The organism is Phycicoccus flavus, from assembly GCF_004025965.2.
GTDB classification, from domain to species: Bacteria; Actinomycetota; Actinomycetes; order Actinomycetales; family Dermatophilaceae; genus Phycicoccus; species Phycicoccus flavus.
This window is the reverse complement of record NZ_SAYU02000016.1, coordinates 35,553-54,275: the sequence shown is the minus strand read 5'-3', so window position 1 is coordinate 54,275 and position 18,723 is coordinate 35,553. Positions and strand designations below refer to the sequence as shown.

The 18,723-nt window shown below is 70.1% G+C and carries 14 protein-coding genes and 3 rRNA genes; 3 read left to right on the top strand and 14 right to left on the bottom strand.

Annotated features, from left to right (window positions below):
* The 8 genes from EPD83_RS06930 to tyrS all read right to left on the bottom strand — a co-directional run bounded on the left by EPD83_RS06930 (window position 1) and on the right by tyrS (window position 10,361).
* Complete coding sequence (locus tag EPD83_RS06930) at window positions 1-204, bottom strand: hypothetical protein (protein ID WP_165566394.1); 204 nt, start codon at window positions 202-204, stop codon at window positions 1-3.
* Window positions 201-1,115, bottom strand: a complete 915-nt coding sequence (locus EPD83_RS06925; protein WP_165566393.1) for a hypothetical protein — start codon at window positions 1,113-1,115, stop codon at window positions 201-203. The genes EPD83_RS06930 and EPD83_RS06925 overlap by 4 nt, the downstream gene beginning before the upstream one ends.
* Window positions 1,116-1,155: 40 nt before the next feature.
* On the bottom strand, window positions 1,156-2,094 hold the full coding sequence (locus EPD83_RS06920) for an HAD-IIA family hydrolase (RefSeq protein ID WP_128365976.1): 939 nt from the start codon (window positions 2,092-2,094) through the stop codon (window positions 1,156-1,158).
* Window positions 2,091-2,801, bottom strand: coding sequence for a tetratricopeptide repeat protein (locus EPD83_RS06915; RefSeq protein ID WP_235950387.1), 711 nt, complete (start codon window positions 2,799-2,801; stop codon window positions 2,091-2,093). Before EPD83_RS06915 ends, EPD83_RS06920 begins: the two co-directional genes overlap by 4 nt.
* Before the next feature lie 429 nt (window positions 2,802-3,230).
* Window positions 3,231-3,347: ribosomal RNA gene (rrf, locus tag EPD83_RS06910) — 5S ribosomal RNA — on the bottom strand.
* A 74-nt stretch (window positions 3,348-3,421) separates the two neighbouring features.
* Window positions 3,422-6,540 (bottom strand): 23S ribosomal RNA (locus EPD83_RS06905).
* A 342-nt stretch (window positions 6,541-6,882) separates the two neighbouring features.
* Window positions 6,883-8,408: ribosomal RNA gene (locus tag EPD83_RS06900) — 16S ribosomal RNA — on the bottom strand.
* Together the 16S, 23S and 5S rRNA genes form the textbook arrangement of a ribosomal RNA operon.
* 678 nt (window positions 8,409-9,086) lie before the next feature.
* Window positions 9,087-10,361 carry a tyrosine--tRNA ligase gene (gene tyrS / locus EPD83_RS06895; RefSeq protein ID WP_128365975.1) on the bottom strand — a complete coding sequence of 425 codons (1,275 nt, stop codon included), beginning with the start codon at window positions 10,359-10,361 and terminating at the stop codon, window positions 9,087-9,089.
* Window positions 10,362-10,532: 171 nt separating this feature from the next.
* On the opposite strand from tyrS, the gene EPD83_RS06890 reads away from it, so the two are divergent.
* The 3 genes from EPD83_RS06890 to EPD83_RS06880 are packed head-to-tail and all read left to right on the top strand — an operon-like array spanning window position 10,533 to window position 13,102.
* A complete protein-coding gene (locus EPD83_RS06890; protein WP_128365974.1) occupies window positions 10,533-11,447 on the top strand; it encodes a phosphotransferase in 915 nt (304 codons plus the stop codon).
* Between the two features lie 46 nt (window positions 11,448-11,493).
* Window positions 11,494-12,051, top strand: coding sequence for an RDD family protein (locus tag EPD83_RS06885; protein ID WP_165566392.1), 558 nt, complete (start codon window positions 11,494-11,496; stop codon window positions 12,049-12,051).
* 4 nt (window positions 12,052-12,055) lie between these two features.
* Window positions 12,056-13,102, top strand: a complete 1,047-nt coding sequence (locus EPD83_RS06880; protein ID WP_128367248.1) for an FAD-dependent monooxygenase — start codon at window positions 12,056-12,058, stop codon at window positions 13,100-13,102.
* Here the strand turns inward: EPD83_RS06880 and EPD83_RS06875 are convergent.
* From EPD83_RS06875 to argB, 6 genes are read right to left on the bottom strand one after another with little or no spacing between them, the layout of a single operon-like run.
* Window positions 13,062-13,670: a DNA-3-methyladenine glycosylase gene (locus EPD83_RS06875; RefSeq protein ID WP_128367249.1), complete on the bottom strand. Its 609-nt coding sequence runs from the start codon at window positions 13,668-13,670 to the stop codon at window positions 13,062-13,064. The genes EPD83_RS06880 and EPD83_RS06875 overlap by 41 nt on opposite strands.
* A gap of 16 nt (window positions 13,671-13,686) precedes the next feature.
* A complete protein-coding gene (argH, locus tag EPD83_RS06870) occupies window positions 13,687-15,132 on the bottom strand; it encodes an argininosuccinate lyase (protein ID WP_128367250.1) in 1,446 nt (481 codons plus the stop codon).
* Complete coding sequence (gene argR / locus EPD83_RS06865) at window positions 15,129-15,632, bottom strand: arginine repressor (RefSeq protein WP_128367251.1); 504 nt, start codon at window positions 15,630-15,632, stop codon at window positions 15,129-15,131. The genes argH and argR overlap by 4 nt, the downstream gene beginning before the upstream one ends.
* Complete coding sequence (argF, locus tag EPD83_RS06860) at window positions 15,629-16,564, bottom strand: ornithine carbamoyltransferase (RefSeq protein WP_128367252.1); 936 nt, start codon at window positions 16,562-16,564, stop codon at window positions 15,629-15,631. The genes argR and argF overlap by 4 nt, the downstream gene beginning before the upstream one ends.
* A 2-nt stretch (window positions 16,565-16,566) precedes the next feature.
* Complete coding sequence (locus EPD83_RS06855) at window positions 16,567-17,775, bottom strand: acetylornithine transaminase (RefSeq protein WP_128368619.1); 1,209 nt, start codon at window positions 17,773-17,775, stop codon at window positions 16,567-16,569.
* Window positions 17,772-18,713: an acetylglutamate kinase gene (gene argB / locus EPD83_RS06850; protein WP_165566391.1), complete on the bottom strand. Its 942-nt coding sequence runs from the start codon at window positions 18,711-18,713 to the stop codon at window positions 17,772-17,774. The genes EPD83_RS06855 and argB overlap by 4 nt, the downstream gene beginning before the upstream one ends.
* Window positions 18,714-18,723 lie beyond the last annotated feature (10 nt).

Genomic DNA, 18,723 nt, shown 5'->3' with positions numbered 1-18,723 from the left:
TCAGCCCCCGAGGTCGCCGAGCCGCGCGCGCAGGGTCTGCTGCAGCCGCTCGCCCGTCTCGAGCTGGTTGTCGAGGTCGTCGGCCGGCACCCGGGCCAGCTCACGCAGGGCGTCGTCGACGGTGTCGTCGCCGGTCTCCGGGGGCTCCGGCGCCGTCGTGGCCGGGTCCGAGGTGTCGGGTCCGGGGGGCGGGCTGCCCGTCACGTGCCGGACCCGCCGGTCGTCGTGGGCGTGGCCTTCGTCGTCGACGCCTTCTTCGCCGATGCCTTCTTCGTCGATGCCTTCTTCGCCGATGCCTTCTTCGTCGACGACTTCGTGGTGGATGCGTTCTTCGCGGGCGATGTCGTCGCCGGCGTGCTCTTCGTCGCGGACGCCTTCTTCGTCGACGCCTTCTTGGTCGACGCCTTCTCGCTCGATGCCTTCTTCGCGGACGCCTTCTTGGTGGATGCCTTCTTCACCGGCGTGCTCTTCGTCGCGGACGCCTTCTTCGCCGTCGTCTTCGTGGTGGACGCCTTCTTCGCGGACGCCTTCCTGGTGGATGCCTTCTTCGCCGGCGTGCTCTTCGTCGCCGACGCCGTCGTCGTCGGCGACGCGACGACGTCGGCGGGACCGCGCGCGGTGGAGGTCGCGGCGCCCCGGGCCCGGGCGGCCCGGCGGGCGGCGGTCTGCTTCGCGGTGGGTCGCGGCGTCGGCGGCGCGGTGACGTCGACGGCGGCCGGGGTCGCGAGGACCGGCTCGACCGGCGCGGCTGCCGGAGCGCCGCCCCGTCCGGACCGGACGCCCATCGCCCGGGCCAGCTCGTCGACCTGGGCGGCGAGCCCGGTGACGGTGGTCGCGAGCGTCTGCACCTCCCCGAGCATCCGACCCGCGTCGAGGCGGCCGATCGCGGTGTCGACCTCGCGCTGCACGAGCGCGAGCACCTGCTCGCGGTTGTGCTCGGCCGCGCTCAGCAGGTCGTCCGCGAGCCGGGTGACCTGGGTGGCGACCTGGCGCGGTGAGGGGTCGGAGCCGGCGAAGGCCAGGATCTCCTGGGCCGCCTCGACGGCGCGGGCCCGGGTCAGCTCGCCGAGACCGGCGGCGAGCTCGACGTAGGCGCGGAGCGTGCGTGTGACCATGGGTCCTCCTCGACCGGACGGATGGGGCCGGTCGCCCACGCTACTCGTCCTGCAGCCGCTGCAGCAGGGACACCACGTCCGCCCGGGGCGTGGCGGCGTCCTCGCCCGCGTCGGCGGCCCGGTGCGCCTCCGCCACTCGGGCGGCGACGTCCGTGAGCGAGGGGTCCCCCGCGTCCGGGTCGTGCAGGAGGCCGCGCAGGTCCGCGGCGACGAGGGTGGGTCGCCGTTCCTTCGGAGCGGCGAGCAGGGCGTCGACGTCGTCGACGCCGGTGAGCACGAGCAGCGAGTCCAGGCCCGCGCGGCGCGCCCCCTCGATGTCGGTGTCGAGCCGGTCGCCGACCGCGAGCAGCCGATGGGCGGGCAGGCCGAGCCGTTCGGCGGCCAGCAGGTACAGCGGCGCCTCCGGCTTGCCGGCGACGAGATGGGGCTCGTGGCCGACGGCGCGCGCGACGGCGGCGACCAGCGTCCCGTTGCCGGGGGCGATCCCGCGTGCGGTCGGCAGCGTGGCGTCGGTGTTCGTCGCGACCCAGCGTGCTCCGGCCTCCACGGCGAAGGCGGCCTCGGCGAGGTCGGCGTGGCTCACCGCGGGACCGTAGCCCTGGACGACGGCGTCGGGGGACCGGCCGTCCTCGGCGTCGGCCGGCAGGACGGCCGCGAAGCCCGCCTCTGTCAGGGCGGCGGCCACGCCGTCGCCGCCTACGGCGAGGACGTGCGCCCCGCGGGCCAGCTCCCGGCCGAGCAGCCACGCCGCGGCCTGGCTGCTCGTCACCACCTGGTCGGCGCGGCACGGGAGCCCCAGTCCGCGCAGGTGCTCGGCGACCCCGTCCGGCGTGCGCGAGGCGTTGTTCGTCGCGTACAGGACGGGGACCGGTACGGAGCGCAGGGCCTCGACGGCGTGCGGCACCGGCTCCGGCCCGCGGTAGACCACGCCGTCGAGGTCGCAGACGAGCGCGTCGTAGCGGCCGGCCAGCGAGGTCACGTCGGCGACCCCGGTTCGTCCGCCCCGTCCTGCTCGTCCGGAGGGGTGGGGGCGACGCCGACGGCCTCGTCGTCCTCGGCGGGACCGAGGTCGGTGAAGGCGACGCCGTCGAGCTCCTCGAGCCGCTCCACGGCGTCGGTCTCGTTCTCGGTGTCCCCCTCGATCGCCCGGAGGAACCACTCGCGCGCCTCGTCCGCCCGGCCGAGGGACACGAGCGCGTCGCCGTAGGCGTAGTGCAGCCGGTGGACCCCGGCCTTCGGACCCCGCGCGAGCTCGGGCACCTGCAGCGCCAGCAGGGCGGCGTCCGGCTGGTCGAGGTCGCGCCGGACCCCGGAGACGACGATGGCGAGCTCGACCCGTTCCGCGGCGGTCAGGTCCTTGGCCTCGGGGCTCGCCGCGAGCTCCAGCGCCCGTGTGTGCCGGCCGAGGCCCCGCTCGCAGTCGACCATGAGCGGCAGCAGGTGCGAGGACCCGCTGAGCCGGCGCACGGTGCGGAACTCGGTGAGGGCCCGGGCGAAGTCACCGGAACGGTAGGCCACCATGCCGAGCGCCTCCCGGGCGGCCGGGACCCGGCCGGCGCGGCGCACGGCGGTCTCGGCGTGGGCGAGCGCGGCGTCGATCTCGTCCGCCTCGAGGAACACCGCCACCATGACCAGGTGCTTGGCCACGCCCTCGGCGTTCTCCTTGGAGAGGGTGCGCAGCTGCACGTGGACGGAGCGGTCGAGCTCCTTGCCGGTGACCTCGTCCGGGATGCGCGGCTCGGGCAGCCGTGGGCCCTTGGGCGCGAGCCGGCTGCCGCTGCGTCGCTCCTGGTCCGCTCCCCCACGGTCCGGACGTCCGCGCCCTCCGCCGTCGCGTGTCCCCGGTCGCCCGCCACCGTCGCGGCCACCGGTGGGACGCCCGCCTCCGGGTCGTCCACCTCGGGGGCCGGCGCCCCGCCCACCGCGTGGTCCACCCGCGCCGCCACGACCGCCGGCCCCGGGCCCACGCCGTTCGTTCTCGCTCACGCGATCTCGTCCTCTCGTCCTGCGTCGTGCACGGTACCTCGACCGTCCGTGGAGTCTACGGACACCGATCACCGCGAAATGGGCACGAAAAAGGGCCCGTCGCAAACGACGGGCCCTTTTCCAAAGTATGTCCGGCTGCGTCCTACTCTCCCACACCGTCTCCAGTGCAGTACCATCGGCGCTGAAAGGCTTAGCTTCCGGGTTCGGAATGGAGCCGGGCGTTTCCCTTTCGCTATGACAGCCGAAACTCTATGGAGATGTCAGTCTTCCCGACCGTATCTCGGGAACTGCACAGTGGACGCGAGCAAAAGTCTTGAGTGTGAGTCAAGTTGTCGGCTTATTAGTACCAGTCAGCTTCATGCATTGCTGCACTTCCACATCTGGCCTATCAACCCGGTAGTCTAGCCGGGAGCCTCTCGGGGCAAGCCCCATGGAAACCTCATCTTGAAGCGCGCTTCCCGCTTAGATGCTTTCAGCGGTTATCACTTCCGAACGTAGCTAATCAGCGGTGCTCTTGGCAGAACAACTGACACACCAGAGGTTCGTCCATCCCGGTCCTCTCGTACTAGGGACAGCCCTTCTCAAGTTTCCTACGCGCACAGAGGATAGGGACCGAACTGTCTCACGACGTTCTAAACCCAGCTCGCGTACCGCTTTAATGGGCGAACAGCCCAACCCTTGGGAGCAACTCCACCCCCAGGATGCGACGAGCCGACATCGAGGTGCCAAACCATGCCGTCGATATGGACTCTTGGGCAAGATCAGCCTGTTATCCCCGGGGTACCTTTTATCCGTTGAGCGACGGCGCTTCCACAAGCCACCGCCGGGTCACTAGTTCCGACTTTCGTCCCTGCTCGACATGTCTGTCTCGCAGTCAAGCTCCCTTGTGTACTTACACTCGACACCTGATTGCCAACCAGGCTGAGGGAACCTTTGAGCGCCTCCGTTACATTTTGGGAGGCAACCGCCCCAGTTAAACTACCCACCAGGCACTGTCCCTGATCCGGATCACGGACCGAGGTTAGACATCCAGAACGACCAGAGTGGTATTTCAACGTTGACTCCACACACACTGGCGTGCATGCTTCACAGTCTCCCACCTATCCTACACAAGCCGTACCGAACACCAATACCAAGCTGTAGTAAAGGTCCCGGGGTCTTTCCGTCCTTCTGCGCGTAACGAGCATCTTTACTCGTAGTGCAATTTCGCCGAGTTCGCGGTTGAGACAGTGGAGAAGTCGTTACGCCATTCGTGCAGGTCGGAACTTACCCGACAAGGAATTTCGCTACCTTAGGATGGTTATAGTTACCACCGCCGTTTACTGGGGCTTAAATTCTGAGCTTCGACCCGAAGATCTAACCCGTCCTCTTAACCTTCCAGCACCGGGCAGGCGTCAGTCCGTATACATCGTCTTGCGACTTCGCACGGACCTGTGTTTTTAGTAAACAGTCGCTTCTCCCTGGTCTCTGCGGCCCTTTCCCCTAGGAGGCAAGCTCCTTCAGGGTCTGGGCCCCCCTTCTCCCGAAGTTACGGGGGCATTTTGCCGAATTCCTTAACCACGATTCACTCGATCGCCTTGGTATTCTCTACCTAACCACCTGAGTCGGTTTGGGGTACGGGCGGCTCGAACCTCGCTAGAAGATTTTCTTGGCAGCATAGGATCACCCTGCTTCCCGCATTCGCGGTCACTATCAGATCTCAGGATATGTGTGAGACGGATTTGCCTATCTCACTCCCTACACCCTTGGACGTGGACTACCATCGCCACGCGGAGGCTACCTTCCTGCGTCTCTCCATCGCTTGACTACTACAACCTCGGGTCGCGCGCTCCACTCAGGTCGTTCCCCGAAGGGTCGGACAAGAGCTTCAGGCGCTTAGCATCAGAAGGTTCGTCATGGGCGGTTCTTCGCCGGTTCCGGAATATCAACCGGATGTCCATCGACTACGCCTGTCGGCCTCGCCTTAGGTCCCGACTTACCCAGGGCAGATTAGCTTGACCCTGGAACCCTTGGTTATTCGGCGGACGGGTTTCTCACCCGTCATTCGCTACTCATGCCTGCATTCTCACTCGTGTGGCCTCCACGGCTGGATCACTCCGCCGCTTCCCTGGCCGCACGACGCTCCCCTACCCATCGACACGCTTGGACCGTGGACCCGCAGGTGTCACGGCCGGGCAGAAGTGTCAATGCCACAGCTTCGGTGGTGTGCTTGAGCCCCGCTACATTGTCGGCGCGGAATCACTTGACCAGTGAGCTATTACGCACTCTTTAAAGGGTGGCTGCTTCTAAGCCAACCTCCTGGTTGTCAATGCAACTCCACATCCTTTCCCACTTAGCACACGCTTAGGGACCTTAGCTGGTGATCTGGGCTGTTTCCCTCTCGACTACGAACCTTATCGCCCGCAGTCTCACTGCCACGCTCTCACTTACCGGCATTCGGAGTTTGGCTAACGTCAGTAACCTGGTGAGGCCCATCGGCTATCCAGTAGCTCTACCTCCGGTAAGAAACACGTGACGCTGCACCTAAATGCATTTCGGGGAGAACCAGCTATCACGGAGTTTGATTGGCCTTTCACCCCTACCCACAGCTCATCCCCTCAGTTTTCAACCTAAGTGGGTTCGGTCCTCCACGACGTCTTACCGTCGCTTCAACCTGGCCATGGGTAGATCACTCCGCTTCGGGTCTAGACCCAGCGACTCATTCGCCCTGTTCGGACTCGCTTTCGCTACGGCTTCCCCACACGGGTTAACCTCGCCACTGAGCACTAACTCGCAGGCTCATTCTTCAAAAGGCACGCCGTCACCCCACAAGGAGGCTCCGACGGATTGTAGGCACGCGGTTTCAGGATCTATTTCACTCCCCTCCCGGGGTACTTTTCACCTTTCCCTCACGGTACTTGTCCGCTATCGGTCACCAGGGAATATTTAGGCTTAGCGGGTGGTCCCGCCAGATTCGCACGGGATTTCTCGGGCCCCGTGCTACTTGGGATGGTTCTCTGGAGTTCGCATGATTTCGTCTACGGGGGTCGCACCCTCTGTGCCGGACCTTTCAATGTCCTTCGACTATCACGCGAGTTTTTGACTCCATGTCAGCATGTCAGTACTGACCGAGAAGTCCCACGACCCCATACCTGCAACGCCTGACAGCTATCACACAGATATGGTTTAGCCTGTTCCGCTTTCGCTCGCCACTACTCACGGAATCGCGGTTGCTTTCTCTTCCTGTGGGTACTGAGATGTTTCACTTCCCCACGTTCCCTCTACCTGCCCTATGTGTTCAGACAGGAGTGACTGGACTTGCCTCCAGCCGGGTTTCCCCATTCGGAAATCCTCGGATCACAGTCTGGTTATCGACTCCCCGAGGCTTATCGCAGATTCCTACGTCCTTCTTCGGTTCCTGGTGCCAAGGCATCCACCGTGTGCCCTTATAAACTTGAGCCACAAAGATTTAAGATGCTCGCGTCCACTGTGTAGTTCTCAACATACGGGCGGGCCCCTCGTCATGCTTCGGCGCCTGCCGGCTGATGCCGGCGGTTCGTCCGTGACGAGGGTCCTGGCCATAACGGCCTGAGGTGAGCATGACGCCCGAGCCCTCAGGACCCAACAACGTGTCAGGCACCGTGCCTCTCCGGGCCGCGTTCCACTCTCCATGAAGGAGCTGTACTGACGTGCCCGGGTCGACCCGGTGCCAAATAATCGATGTTCCACCCTTGAGCACCTGCCGACCGACATTCGCGGTCGGACCAGGCTCTGGACCGCTTGCGCGGCCAGTGCTCCTTAGAAAGGAGGTGATCCAGCCGCACCTTCCGGTACGGCTACCTTGTTACGACTTAGTCCCAATCGCCAGTCCCACCTTCGACGGCTCCCTCTCAAAGAGTTGGGCCACCGGCTTCGGGTGTTACCGACTTTCGTGACTTGACGGGCGGTGTGTACAAGGCCCGGGAACGTATTCACCGTAGCGTTGCTGATCTACGATTACTAGCGACTCCGACTTCATGGGGTCGAGTTGCAGACCCCAATCCGAACTGAGACCGGCTTTTTGGGATTCGCTCCACCTTACGGTTTCGCAGCCCTCTGTACCGGCCATTGTAGCATGTGTGAAGCCCAAGACATAAGGGGCATGATGATTTGACGTCGTCCCCACCTTCCTCCGAGTTGACCCCGGCAGTCTTCTATGAGTCCCCGCCATGACGCGCTGGCAACATAGAACGAGGGTTGCGCTCGTTGCGGGACTTAACCCAACATCTCACGACACGAGCTGACGACAACCATGCACCACCTGTATACGAGTGTCCAAAGAGAACGTCATCTCTGACGCGTTCTCGTATATGTCAAGCCTTGGTAAGGTTCTTCGCGTTGCATCGAATTAATCCACATGCTCCGCCGCTTGTGCGGGCCCCCGTCAATTCCTTTGAGTTTTAGCCTTGCGGCCGTACTCCCCAGGCGGGGAACTTAATGCGTTAGCTGCGGCACGGATCTCGTGGAATGAGACCCACACCTAGTTCCCAACGTTTACGGCGTGGACTACCAGGGTATCTAATCCTGTTCGCTCCCCACGCTTTCGCTTCTCAGCGTCAGTAGTGGCCCAGAGACCTGCCTTCGCCATCGGTGTTCCTCCTGATATCTGCGCATTTCACCGCTACACCAGGAATTCCAGTCTCCCCTACCACACTCTAGTCTGCCCGTACCCACTGCAAGTCCGGGGTTGAGCCCCGGATTTTCACAGCAGACGCGACAGACCGCCTACAAGCTCTTTACGCCCAATAATTCCGGACAACGCTCGCACCCTACGTATTACCGCGGCTGCTGGCACGTAGTTAGCCGGTGCTTCTTCTACAGGTACCGTCACTTTCGCTTCTTCCCTGTCGAAAGAGGTTTACAACCCGAAGGCCGTCATCCCTCACGCGGCGTCGCTGCATCAGGCTTTCGCCCATTGTGCAATATTCCCCACTGCTGCCTCCCGTAGGAGTCTGGGCCGTGTCTCAGTCCCAGTGTGGCCGGTCGCCCTCTCAGGCCGGCTACCCGTCGTCGCCTTGGTGAGCCTTTACCTCACCAACTAGCTGATAGGCCGCGAGTCCATCCCAGACCGAAAAACTTTCCAGACGGTAGAGATGCCTCTCCGTCTCGTATCCGGTATTAGCTCCGGTTTCCCGGGGTTATTCCAGAGTCTGGGGCAGGTTACTCACGTGTTACTCACCCGTTCGCCACTGATCCGGTCGGAGCAAGCTCCGTCCTTCACCGTTCGACTTGCATGTGTTAAGCACGCCGCCAGCGTTCGTCCTGAGCCAGGATCAAACTCTCCGTTGATGTGTGACTCTCGGCGCGAGGCCGAGAAATCTGTACCCTTGGAGGGTTGTTTCACTGGCTGAGCACGAACAACCAGCTTTCGCTGTTGTTCGTTGTCAACCAAAGGATTTTCGTGACGTCTCCGCGGGATCCCGGCCGATGGCCGGTGCCCCACCTCGACGTGACGAGGTAATTGGCATCGATTTTTGACACGCTGTTGAGTTCTCAAGGTTCGGACGCGCACCGCCGAGTCGCTCAGTGAGCTCGTCGTCCGGGGCTGTTCCGTCGGTGCTGTCCCAGTCGCTGGGAAGCAACCGGTCCAACGTAACCGCGTCCATGCTTGGGCGTCAAATCCGTGACCCGCTCCTCGAGCGGCCGGCTTCGATCGCGCTTGGATCTCTGCGGTGGGCCTCACCCTAGCACCCTGTCGGGCGCTTCCTCCACCTCGTCCTCCGGGCGCTGTCGCGACCCGTGGTCTTGCTGGGGGTGAGTGTCAGCTCGTGGGACCGGCCTTCTTGGTGCGGGGCTGTTCGGCCCTGCCGCTTGGTGTCCGTTCCTCCCTCTCGGGCTGACGTCGAGAACATTAGAGGACGTCCGTCGCGGAACACAAATCGCCCTCGCCTGCGTACGCCCTCGACCCCCCTCCACGAAGCGAGACCCGTTGCCGGGCAACGGGTCTCGCTCTCAGGTAACTGCCGATCATGGCGTCGGGGCGTCGTGCACCCGGCCGGCGGCCAGGTTCCTACGGCCCCGGCGGAGCACGACGACGCCCCCGGCGAGGACGTCGGCCTCCTCGATGACGGCCTCGACGTCGGCGACCTTGCTGCCGTTGACCGACGCCCCGCCCTCCCCGATGGTGCGCCGCGCCGCGTTGCGGGAGTCGACCAGCCCGACCGCCACGAGGGCGTCGACGACGGACATGCCGGTCGCGACCGTCCCCCCGGGGAGCTCCGCGGTGGCGTCCCGCAGGGTCGGTCCGTCGAGACCGCGCAGGTCCCCCGTGCCGAAGAGGGCCTCGCTCGCCGCCTGGACCGCGGCCGTCGCCGTCGCCCCGTGGACGAGGGTCGTGACGTCGGCCGCGAGCGCGCGCTGGGCGGCCCGCTTCCACGGCTCGTCGGCGACCTGCCGCACCAGCTCCTCGACCTCCCCGCGGGTGCGCTCGGTGAGCACCTTGAGGAGGGTGACGACCGACGCGTCCTCGACGTTGAGCCAGTACTGGTAGAAGGCGTACGGGCTGGTCATGTCCGCGCTGAGCCAGATGGCGTTGCCCGCGCTCTTGCCGAACTTCTCGCCCGAGGAGTCGGTGAGCAGCGGGGTCGTCAGGAGGTGGACCGACGCCCCTTCGGCCCGGTGGACCAGGTCCGACCCCGCGACGAGGTTGCCCCACTGGTCGCTGCCCCCGGTCTGGAGGGTGCAGCCGTACTGCCGGTAGAGCTCGAGGTAGTCGAGCCCCTGCAGCAGCTGGTAGCTGAACTCCGTGTACGAGATGCCCTCGTCGCTGGAGAGACGGGCCGCGATCGCGTCCTTCTTCAGCATCTGGTTGACCCGGAAGTGCTTCCCCACGTCGCGCAGGAAGTCCAGCGCGCTGAGGCCGGCCGTCCACTCGAGGTTGTCGACGAACACCGCCGGGTTCTCACCGCCGGTGTCGAGGAACGGGCGCACCTGGTCCTGGATCCGCCGGACCCACTCGGCCGTCTGCTCCTTGGTCTTCAGCACCCGCTCCGAGGTCGGCCGGGGGTCCCCGATGAGCCCGGTCGAGCCCCCCACGAGGCAGATGACCCGGTGCCCCGCCTTCTGCAGGTGCCGCAGGACGACGAGCTGGACGAGGTTGCCGAAGTGCAGCGACGGCGCGGTGGGGTCGAAGCCGCAGTACGCCGTGATCGGACCGTCGGCGAGTGCGGTGCGCAGGGCGGACTCGTCGGTGGTCTGCGCCACCAGTCCCCGCCACTGCAGCTCGTCGAGGATGTCGGCCACGGTGCTCGTCCTTCCCGGTCGTCGTCGCCGGCGGACCGCCGGACACGCCCAGCCTGCCACGACGAGGGTCGCCGGCGTCCCCGGGTCCCACGCGGCCGGCGGCCCGGGGCTCCCGCGGCCCTCCCCGACGACGCGGTGGACTGCGGCCGGCCGACGTGGTGGGCTCGGCGGGTGCGACGCATCCACGACGAGGAGGCCGACACCGGCGAGGACGTGGTCCGGTCGCTGGTGCGGTCGGCCGGACCGGCCTGGGCCGGGCTGCCCCTGCGGCCGCTGTCGACGTCGGGGACCGACCACGCGATGTACCGGCTCGGCGACGACCTCGTCGTCCGCCTGCCCCGGACCGCGGGTGCCGCCGAGAGCCTCGTCGGGGAGCTGGGGCAGCTCGAGGTGGTGGCGCGGGTGGTCCCCGTCCCCGTCCCCGTCGTCGTGCACCGCGGGGAGCCCGACGGCGCCTACCCGTACCCGTGGGCCGTGCTCACCTGGCTGGACGGCGAGGACGCCTGGGCGGCCCGTGACCGGCTCGGGGGTGCGGCGGACCTGGCCCTGGCCGAGGACCTCGCCGCGGTCGTGACGGCGCTGCGCGCGGCGTCGCCGACGGGCCTGGTCCGGCGCGGGTCGGGGCGGCGCGGCGGTCCGCTCGCCGGCGTGCTGGACCGCGCCCACCGCTGGCTCGCCGGGGAGTCCGGTCCGCTCCCGGCGTGGGTCGACACCGACCGGGTGCGTCGCCGCCTCGACCGGTGTGCCGGGGCGGCCGACGCCGACGTCGCGTACGTCCCGACCCACGGCGACCTCATCCCCGGCAACCTCCTCGTGCGCGACGGGCGGCTCACCGCCGTCATCGACTGGGGCTACCTCACCGCGGCCGACCCCGCCCTCGACGTCGTCCCGGCCTGGGCCGTCCTCGACGGGCCGGCGCGGCGCCGCTACCGGTCCCTCCTCGACGTCGACGACGCGACCTGGGCCCGGGCCTGGGCCAACGGCGTGGAGCAGGCGCTCGGGGGCATCGCCTACTACACCCCGCGCGGGCACCCCCTGGCCGACGTCATGTCCCGCACGTTGCGGCGTCACCTGGAGGACTCCTGACCGCCGGGCCGCGACGCGGGACCCGCCCGGGCCCTAGGTTGGGCCGATGGCGATCGAGGCGAGCGACGCGGCCGGCCCTCGCGACCGCCTCGCGGCGCTGGGTCTGGACTACCTCGTCGTCGTGGGCCTGCTCGCCGGCGCCGCCCTCGTCGGGGTCGGGGTGCAGGTGCTCGGCCCGGACCTGCGCGGTTCCGTCCTCGCCACCGACCTCCTCGCCCTCGCCTGCTCCGTCCTGCCCGTCGCGCTCTACCTCGGCCTCACCGAGGGCGGCGCGGCCCAGGCCACGTGGGGCAAGCGGCGTCGCGGCCTCGTCGTCACGACCGTCGACGGGCGCCGGGTGGGGCGGGGCCGGGCGCTGGCCCGCGCCGCCGTCAAGCTGCTGCCCTGGCAGCTCGCGCACGTCGCGGTGGTCCGTCTCGCGCTGGAGGTCGACGCGCCGATCGTGGTCGGCGTCACCTACGGCGCCTCGCTGCTGCTGCTCGTCCTCACCCTCGTCCTCGCGTGGCGCACCGCGCGGCACCGGGCCCTCCACGACCTCGTCGCCGGGACGGTCGTCGTCGACGCCCCGGGCCCCTCGTGCCGTCCCGGCGGTCTGCCAGCATGACCGGATGGCCCGCTCCCCCGTCCGCCGCGTCGCGGTCGTCGGGGGCGGGATCGCCGGGCTGACGCTGGCGGTGGCGCTGGGCCGCGACGTCGAGGTCGTCGTCCACGAGGCCGACCCCGGCCGGGCCGGTGCCGGGTCCTCGCTCGTCCTGTGGCGCTCGGCCGGCCGGGCGCTGGACCGGCTCGGGGTCCTCGACGCGGTGCGGCACGACCTGCGCCCCGTGGGACGGGGGCGGCTCTTCGACCTCGCGGGGCGGCCACTGACCTCCGCCCACGACCCCGGGCTCGCGGCGGTCCCGCGTCCGGCGCTGCTGGCCGCCCTCGCCGCGGCCCTCCCGCGAGGGGTGCGGCGGGTGGAGGACGAGGTGACCGCTCCGGAGGACCTGGACGCCGACCTCGTCGTCGGCGCGGACGGCGTGCGCAGCCGGGTCCGCGGTCTCGTCGACCCCGCCAGGAGCGCCCGGCGGTCCACGCCGTACCTCGCCCTGCGCGGGGTCCTGCCCCGGGCGCCGGAGCCGGACCGGGTCGGCGAGTACTGGGGACCGGGAGCGCTGTTCGGGCTCGTGGCGTTCGGGGACGGCGGCTCCTGGTTCACGACCCACCGGGGCGCCGCGGGCCCCGAGCCGCTCGACGTGCCCGCCGTGCTCGCGCAGGCGCGGACGGCGTTCGGGGACGCCCACCCGGCGCTGCGCCGGACGCTCGCGGAGGCCGGGCCCGGCACGTCCGCCACCCGGGTCTGGGTCGCTCCGCCGCTGCGGCGCTACACGCGCGGCCGCTACGTCGTCCTCGGGGACGCCGCGCACGCCATGACGCCCAACCTCGGACGCGGGGCCGGCGAGGCGGTCCTCGACGCCGTGTCGCTGGCCGCCGCGCTGCGCGCCGGCGCCCCGCTCGCCCGCTGGGAGGCCCGGCGGCTGCCGGTGACGCAGGCGGCGCGGGCGGCGTCGGGCGTCGTCATGCGGACCGCCCTCCTGCGGCGCGGGGCGCCCGTACGCGACGCGGTGCTGCGGGTCAGCCTCGCCGGCGCCGGACCGCGGGCCGGTAGGGGCTGACCGTCGGCTCGCCGTCGAGCCAGAAGCGCCAGGGGAAGCGGCTGCCGTCGCCGCCCTCGCCGCTGACCCCCACCCTCGGCCCGGTGCGGACCCGCGCCGGGTCCGCCGGGGGCTGCGCGAGGACCAGCGTGCCGTCCAGGAGGTCGAGCCCGTCGTGCTCGCGGTCGAGCCCGAGGGCGACGGCCAGCCGGGCCGGACCGCGGGCGAGGTCGCGCTCGCGCAGGTGGTCGCGACCGCGCCGCGCGGTGTCGCCGCCGGCCACGACCTCGCCGGCGCGCAGGAGGACGGCCGAGGCCTCCCCGTCGGCGCCGGTGACGACGTTGGCGCAGAAGTGCATGCCGTACGTGAAGTAGACGTAGAGCCGGCCGGCCGGCCCGAACATCGCGCCGTTGCGGGCGGTGCGGCCCCGGAACGCGTGCGACCCCGGGTCCCCGGCGGCGGCGTACGCCTCGACCTCGGTGAGGCGGACGGTGACGCCGGCGTGGGTGACCCGTGCCCCGAGCAGCGCCGGGGCGACCGTGAGGACGGGGCCGCCGAGCACCCCGGCCAGGCCCTCCGGCGCGGTCACGGGACCGGGTGCGCGCTCAGCGGGCGACCGGCACGTCGGTGGTCCAGGTGCGGGCCTCGCGCGCGACCGCGACGACGCGGTCCAGCTGCTCGGCGACCCGCGCCGGCGCCGTGCCGCCCTTGCCGGCCCGCGAGGCCAGCGAGCCCTCGACCGACAGCACCTCGCGCACCCCCGGCGTCAGGTGCTCGGACACCTCGGCCAGGTCGGCGTCGGTGAGGTCCCACAGCTCGATGCCGCGCTCCTCGCAGCGCCGCACGCAGGCGCCCGCCACCTCGTGGGCGACGCGGAAGGGCACCCCCTGCCGGACGAGCCACTCGGCGACGTCGGTGGCGAGCGAGAACCCCTGCGGGGCCAGCGACGCCAGGCGCCCGGTGTCGAACGCCAGCGTCGCGACCATCCCGGAGAACGCGGGCAGCAGCAGCTCGAGGGTGTCGACGGCGTCGAAGACCGGCTCCTTGTCCTCCTGGAGGTCCCGGTTGTACGCCAGCGGCAGGCCCTTGAGCGTCGTCATGAGGCCCGCGAGGTCGCCGACCAGCCGGCCGGCCTTGCCCCGGGCGAGCTCCGCGACGTCCGGGTTCTTCTTCTGCGGCATGATGCTCGACCCCGTCGAGTACGCGTCGTCGAGGGTGATGAACGAGAACTCCTTGGTGGCCCAGAGGATGACCTCCTCGGCGAGCCGCGAGACGTCGACGGCGACCATGGCCGCGACGAAGGCGAACTCGGCGGCGTAGTCGCGCGAGGCGGTGCCGTCGATGGAGTTCTCGACCGCGGCGCCGAACCCGAGGTCGGTGGCGACGGCCTCGGGGTCGAGCCCGAGGGAGGAGCCGGCCAGCGCTCCCGACCCGTAGGGCGAGACCCCGGCGCGCACGTCCCAGTCGCGGAAGCGGTCGACGTCGCGCAGCAGCGCCCACGCGTGGGCGAGCAGGTGGTGGGAGAGCAGTACCGGCTGGGCGTGCTGGAGGTGGGTGCGTCCGGGCATGGGCACCCCGAGGTGCTCGCGCGCCTGCGCGGTGAGGGCGTCGACGACGTCGAGGACGAGACCCGCGACCCGCCGGGCGTGCTCGCGCAGGTACATCCGGCCCAGGGTGGCGATCTGGTCGTTGCGCGAGCGCCCGGCCCGCAGCCGCCCGCCGACCTCCGGGCCGGCCCGCTCGATGAGACCGCGCTCCAGCGCGGTGTGGACGTCCTCGTCGGCCGGGTCGGCGACGAACGCCCCGGACTCGACGTCGGCCCGCAGCCGCTCCAGCGCGTCGAGCATGGCCGCGAGGGTGGCGTCGTCGAGCAGCCCGGCGGCGTGCAGCACCCGGGCGTGCGCCCGCGACCCCGCGAGGTCGTGCAGCGCGAGACGCCAGTCGAAGTGCGTCGACACCGACAGCGCGGCGAGCGCGTCGGCCGGTCCGCCGCTGAAGCGCCCGCCCCAGAGGCTGACGGCGGCCGGGGCGGCGGGGTCGGGGGTGCTCACGAGGGGTCCTTCCGGGTGTAGGACAGGAGCCGGTCGACGACCTCGCGGCTGCGCTCGGGACCGGCGGTGATGACCATGATCGTGTCGTCGCCGGCGATGGTGCCGAGCACCCCGTCGACGGTCGTGTGGTCGATGGCCGAGGCGAGGAAGTTCGCGGCGCCGGGCGGGGTCCGCAGGACGACGAGGTTGGCCGACAGGTCGGCCGAGACGAGCAGCTCCTGGCAGCGCGACTGCAGCCGCGAGACCCGCTCCTCCGCGTGCGCCGCGACCCGTACCGTCCGGTCCCCGCCCTCCTCGGGCACGGCGTAGACGAGGGTCTTGCCGACCCGCACCCGCTCGGCGCCGACGTCGACGAGGTCGCGCGAGAGCGTGGCCTGGGTGACCTCGATGCCGTCCTCGGCCAGCAGGTCGAGCAGCTCGGTCTGGTTGCGGACCTGGACCGCCCGCAGGATCTCGGCGATGCGCTGCTGCCGCGCGGCCCGGGTCGTGGAGACGGTCACGACGACGCCTGCTCGACGAGCCAGGACAGCAGCGCCTTCTGCGCGTGCGTCCGGTTCTCGGCCTCGTCCCAGACCCGCGAGCGCGGTCCGTCGATGACCTCCTCGGTGACCTCGAAGCCGCGGTAGGCCGGCAGGCAGTGAAGGAACACCGCGTGCCCGGCCGCGTGGCCGAAGAGCGACGCGTCGACCCGGAACGGCTCGAACGGGCCGCCGTCGCCGTGGCGCAGGTCCGCCTGGTCCTCCATGCCCATCGACACCCAGGTGTCGGTGGCGACGACGTCCGCGCCGGTGACGGCGGCCACCGGGTCGTCGGTGACGAGGACCGACCCGCCGGTCCCGGCGGCGACCTCCTGCGCGCGGGCGAGGACGGCCGCGGAGGGCCGGTGGGTCGCCGGGGTGCCGATGCGCACGTGCATGCCCGCCGTCGCGCAGCCGAGGAGGTAGGACTGGGCCATGTTGTTCGCGCCGTCGCCGAGGTAGGCGAAGGTGAGCCCGGCGAGGTCGTCGAAGGACTCGGCGACGGTCTGCAGGTCGGCGAGGACCTGGCAGGGGTGGAAGTCGTCGGTGAGGGCGTTGACGACGGGCACGCCGGCGTACCGCGCCATGAGCTCGAGGTCGGACTGCGCGAAGGTGCGCCACACGACGGCGGCGCTCTGCGGTCCGAGGATGCGCGCCACGTCGGCGACGGACTCGCGCTCGCCGATGCCGGCCAGGCGCCCGTCGACGACCATCGGCTCGCCGCCGAGCCCGGACACCGCGGCCATGAACGACACCTGGGTCCGCAGCGTCGGCTTGTCGAAGATGATCGAGACCATCCGCGGGCCCTCGAGGCAGCGGTCGTCGTACGGCGCCGCCTTGAGCGCGGCGGCGCGGCGCAGCACCTCGGCCTGCTCGGCGGGCGCCAGGTCGTCGTCGCGCAGGAAGTGGCGCAGGGTCACGGGCCCTCCTCCGTGGCGGCGTCGAGCAGCCCGGGCAGGGCGTCGACGAAGAGGTCCAGCTGGTCGGTGGTGACGACGAGCGGTGGCGCGAGGCGGATCGCGTCGGACGCGACGGGGTTGAGGATGAGGCCTGCATCCCGGCCGTGGGCGGTGACCGCTGCCGACCACTCCCCCGCGAGGGTCACCGCGCGCAGCAGCCCGGCGCCGCGGATGCCGGTGACCCGCGGGTCCCCCAGGTCCCGGACGCGGCGCTCCAGGTGCTCCCCGGCCGCCCGGGCGTGCGCGATGAGCCCTTCGGACTCGATGGTGTCCAGGACGGCCAGCCCGGCGGCGCAGGACAGCGGGTTGCCGCCGAAGGTCGTGCCGTGCTGGCCGGCCGCGAGCAGCGCGGTGACCTCCGGGCCGAAGGTGACGAGCGCGCCGATCGGCACCCCTCCGCCGAGGCCCTTGGCCAGCGTCATCGCGTCGGGGACCACCCCAGCCTGCTGGCAGGCGAACCAGCTGCCGGTGCGCCCGATCCCGGTCTGGATCTCGTCGACCACGAGCAGCGCGCCGGCCTCGGCGGTGAGGCGGCGGGCGGCCCGCAGGTACTCGGGGTCCGCGGGGACGACGCCGCCCTCGCCCTGGATGGGTTCGAGCACGACGGCGGAGGTGTCCGGGCCGACGGCCTGCTCCAGCGCCGCCACGTCGCCCCAGGGCAGGTGGACGACCCCGGGCATGAGCGGCTCGAACGGCTCGCGGAAGGCCTGCTTGTGGGTGAGCGCCAGCGCACCGGTGGTGCGGCCGTGGAAGGCGCCCTCGGCGGCGATGATCCCGGTCCGGCCGGTGCGACGGGCCAGCTTGACCGCCCCCTCGATCGCCTCGGCACCGGAGTTGCAGAAGAAGACCGCCGAGCCCTCGGGGGCGCCGGTGATGCCGAGGATGCGCTCGGCCAGCTCGACCTGCGGCACCGAGGTGAAGAAGTTCGAGACGTGCACGAGCTGTCCCGCCTGCTTCGACACCGCCGTGACGAGGGCCGGGTGGTTGTGGCCGAGCGCGCTGACGGCCAGGCCGCCGACGAGGTCGAGGTAGCGGCGGCCGTCGACGTCCCAGACCCAGGCGCCGTCGCCGTGGTCGAGGACGAGCTGGGGCCGTCCGAACACCCCGAGCAGGGAGCGCTCGTAGCGGCCGAGGAGCTCCTCGGTGTGGGGGGCCTGCGCGGTCATGCGTCGTCTCCGTCCTCGTCGTCGGACACCATCGTCCCGATGCCCTCCTGGGTGAAGATCTCCAAGAGGATGCCGTGCGGCTGCCGCCCGTCGACCACGTGGGCCTGTGGCACCCCGGCCTCCACGGCCCGGATGCACGCCTCGAGCTTGGGGATCATCCCGGCGTCCACGGTGCCCAGCAGCTCGCGGGCGCGGGAGAGCGAGAGCCGGGAGAGCAGCGAGTCGCGGTCGGGCCACTGCGCGTAGATCCCCTCGACGTCGGTGAGGACGACGAGCTTGCGGGCCCCGAGCGCCGCGGCCAGCGCCGCCGCGGCGGTGTCGGCGTTGACGTTGAGCACCTGTCCCTCGGCGTCGAGGTCGGGCGCGACGGTGGAGACGACGGGGATCCGTCCGGCGTCCAGGAGGTCGAGGACGGCGCCGGGGTTCACCTGCTCGACATCACCGACGAGGCCGATGTCCTGCGGCTCGCCGTCGACGGTGACCCCCCGCCTGCGCGCCCCGAACAGCCCGGCGTCCTCGCCGGAGAGCCCGACGGCGACCGGGCCGTGCTGGTTCAGCAGGCCGACGAGCTCGCGCCCCACCGAGCCGGTGAGGACCATCCGCACGACGTCCATGACCTCGGGGGTGGTCACCCGCAGGCCGGCCTTGAACTCGGTCTCCAGGCCCAGCCGGTCGAGCATGGCCTTGATCTGCGGGCCGCCGCCGTGGACGACGACCGGGCGCAGGCCGGCGTAGCGGAGGAAGGCGACGTCCTCGGCGAACGCCTGCTTGAGGGTGTCGTCGGTCATCGCGTTGCCGCCGTACTTGACGACGACGAGCGCGCCGCGGAAGCGCTCGAGCCAGGGCAGGGCCTCGACGAGGGTGTTGGCCTTGGCCTGGGCGACGCGCAGCGCCGCGGCGTCGATGGCGCCGCGCAGGGCCTGGTCGGGAGGGGTCATCGGAGGGCTC

Coding starts and splice junctions, on each gene's coding strand:
- EPD83_RS06925 (WP_165566393.1), bottom strand. CDS start 1,115: ATGGTCACACGCACGCTCCGCGCCTACGTCGAGCTCGCCGCCGGTCTC.
- EPD83_RS06885 (WP_165566392.1), top strand. CDS start 11,494: ATGGCGATCGAGGCGAGCGACGCGGCCGGCCCTCGCGACCGCCTCGCG.
- EPD83_RS06880 (WP_128367248.1), top strand. CDS start 12,056: ATGGCCCGCTCCCCCGTCCGCCGCGTCGCGGTCGTCGGGGGCGGGATC.
- EPD83_RS06855 (WP_128368619.1), bottom strand. CDS start 17,775: ATGACCGCGCAGGCCCCCCACACCGAGGAGCTCCTCGGCCGCTACGAG.
- argB (WP_165566391.1), bottom strand. CDS start 18,713: ATGACCCCTCCCGACCAGGCCCTGCGCGGCGCCATCGACGCCGCGGCG.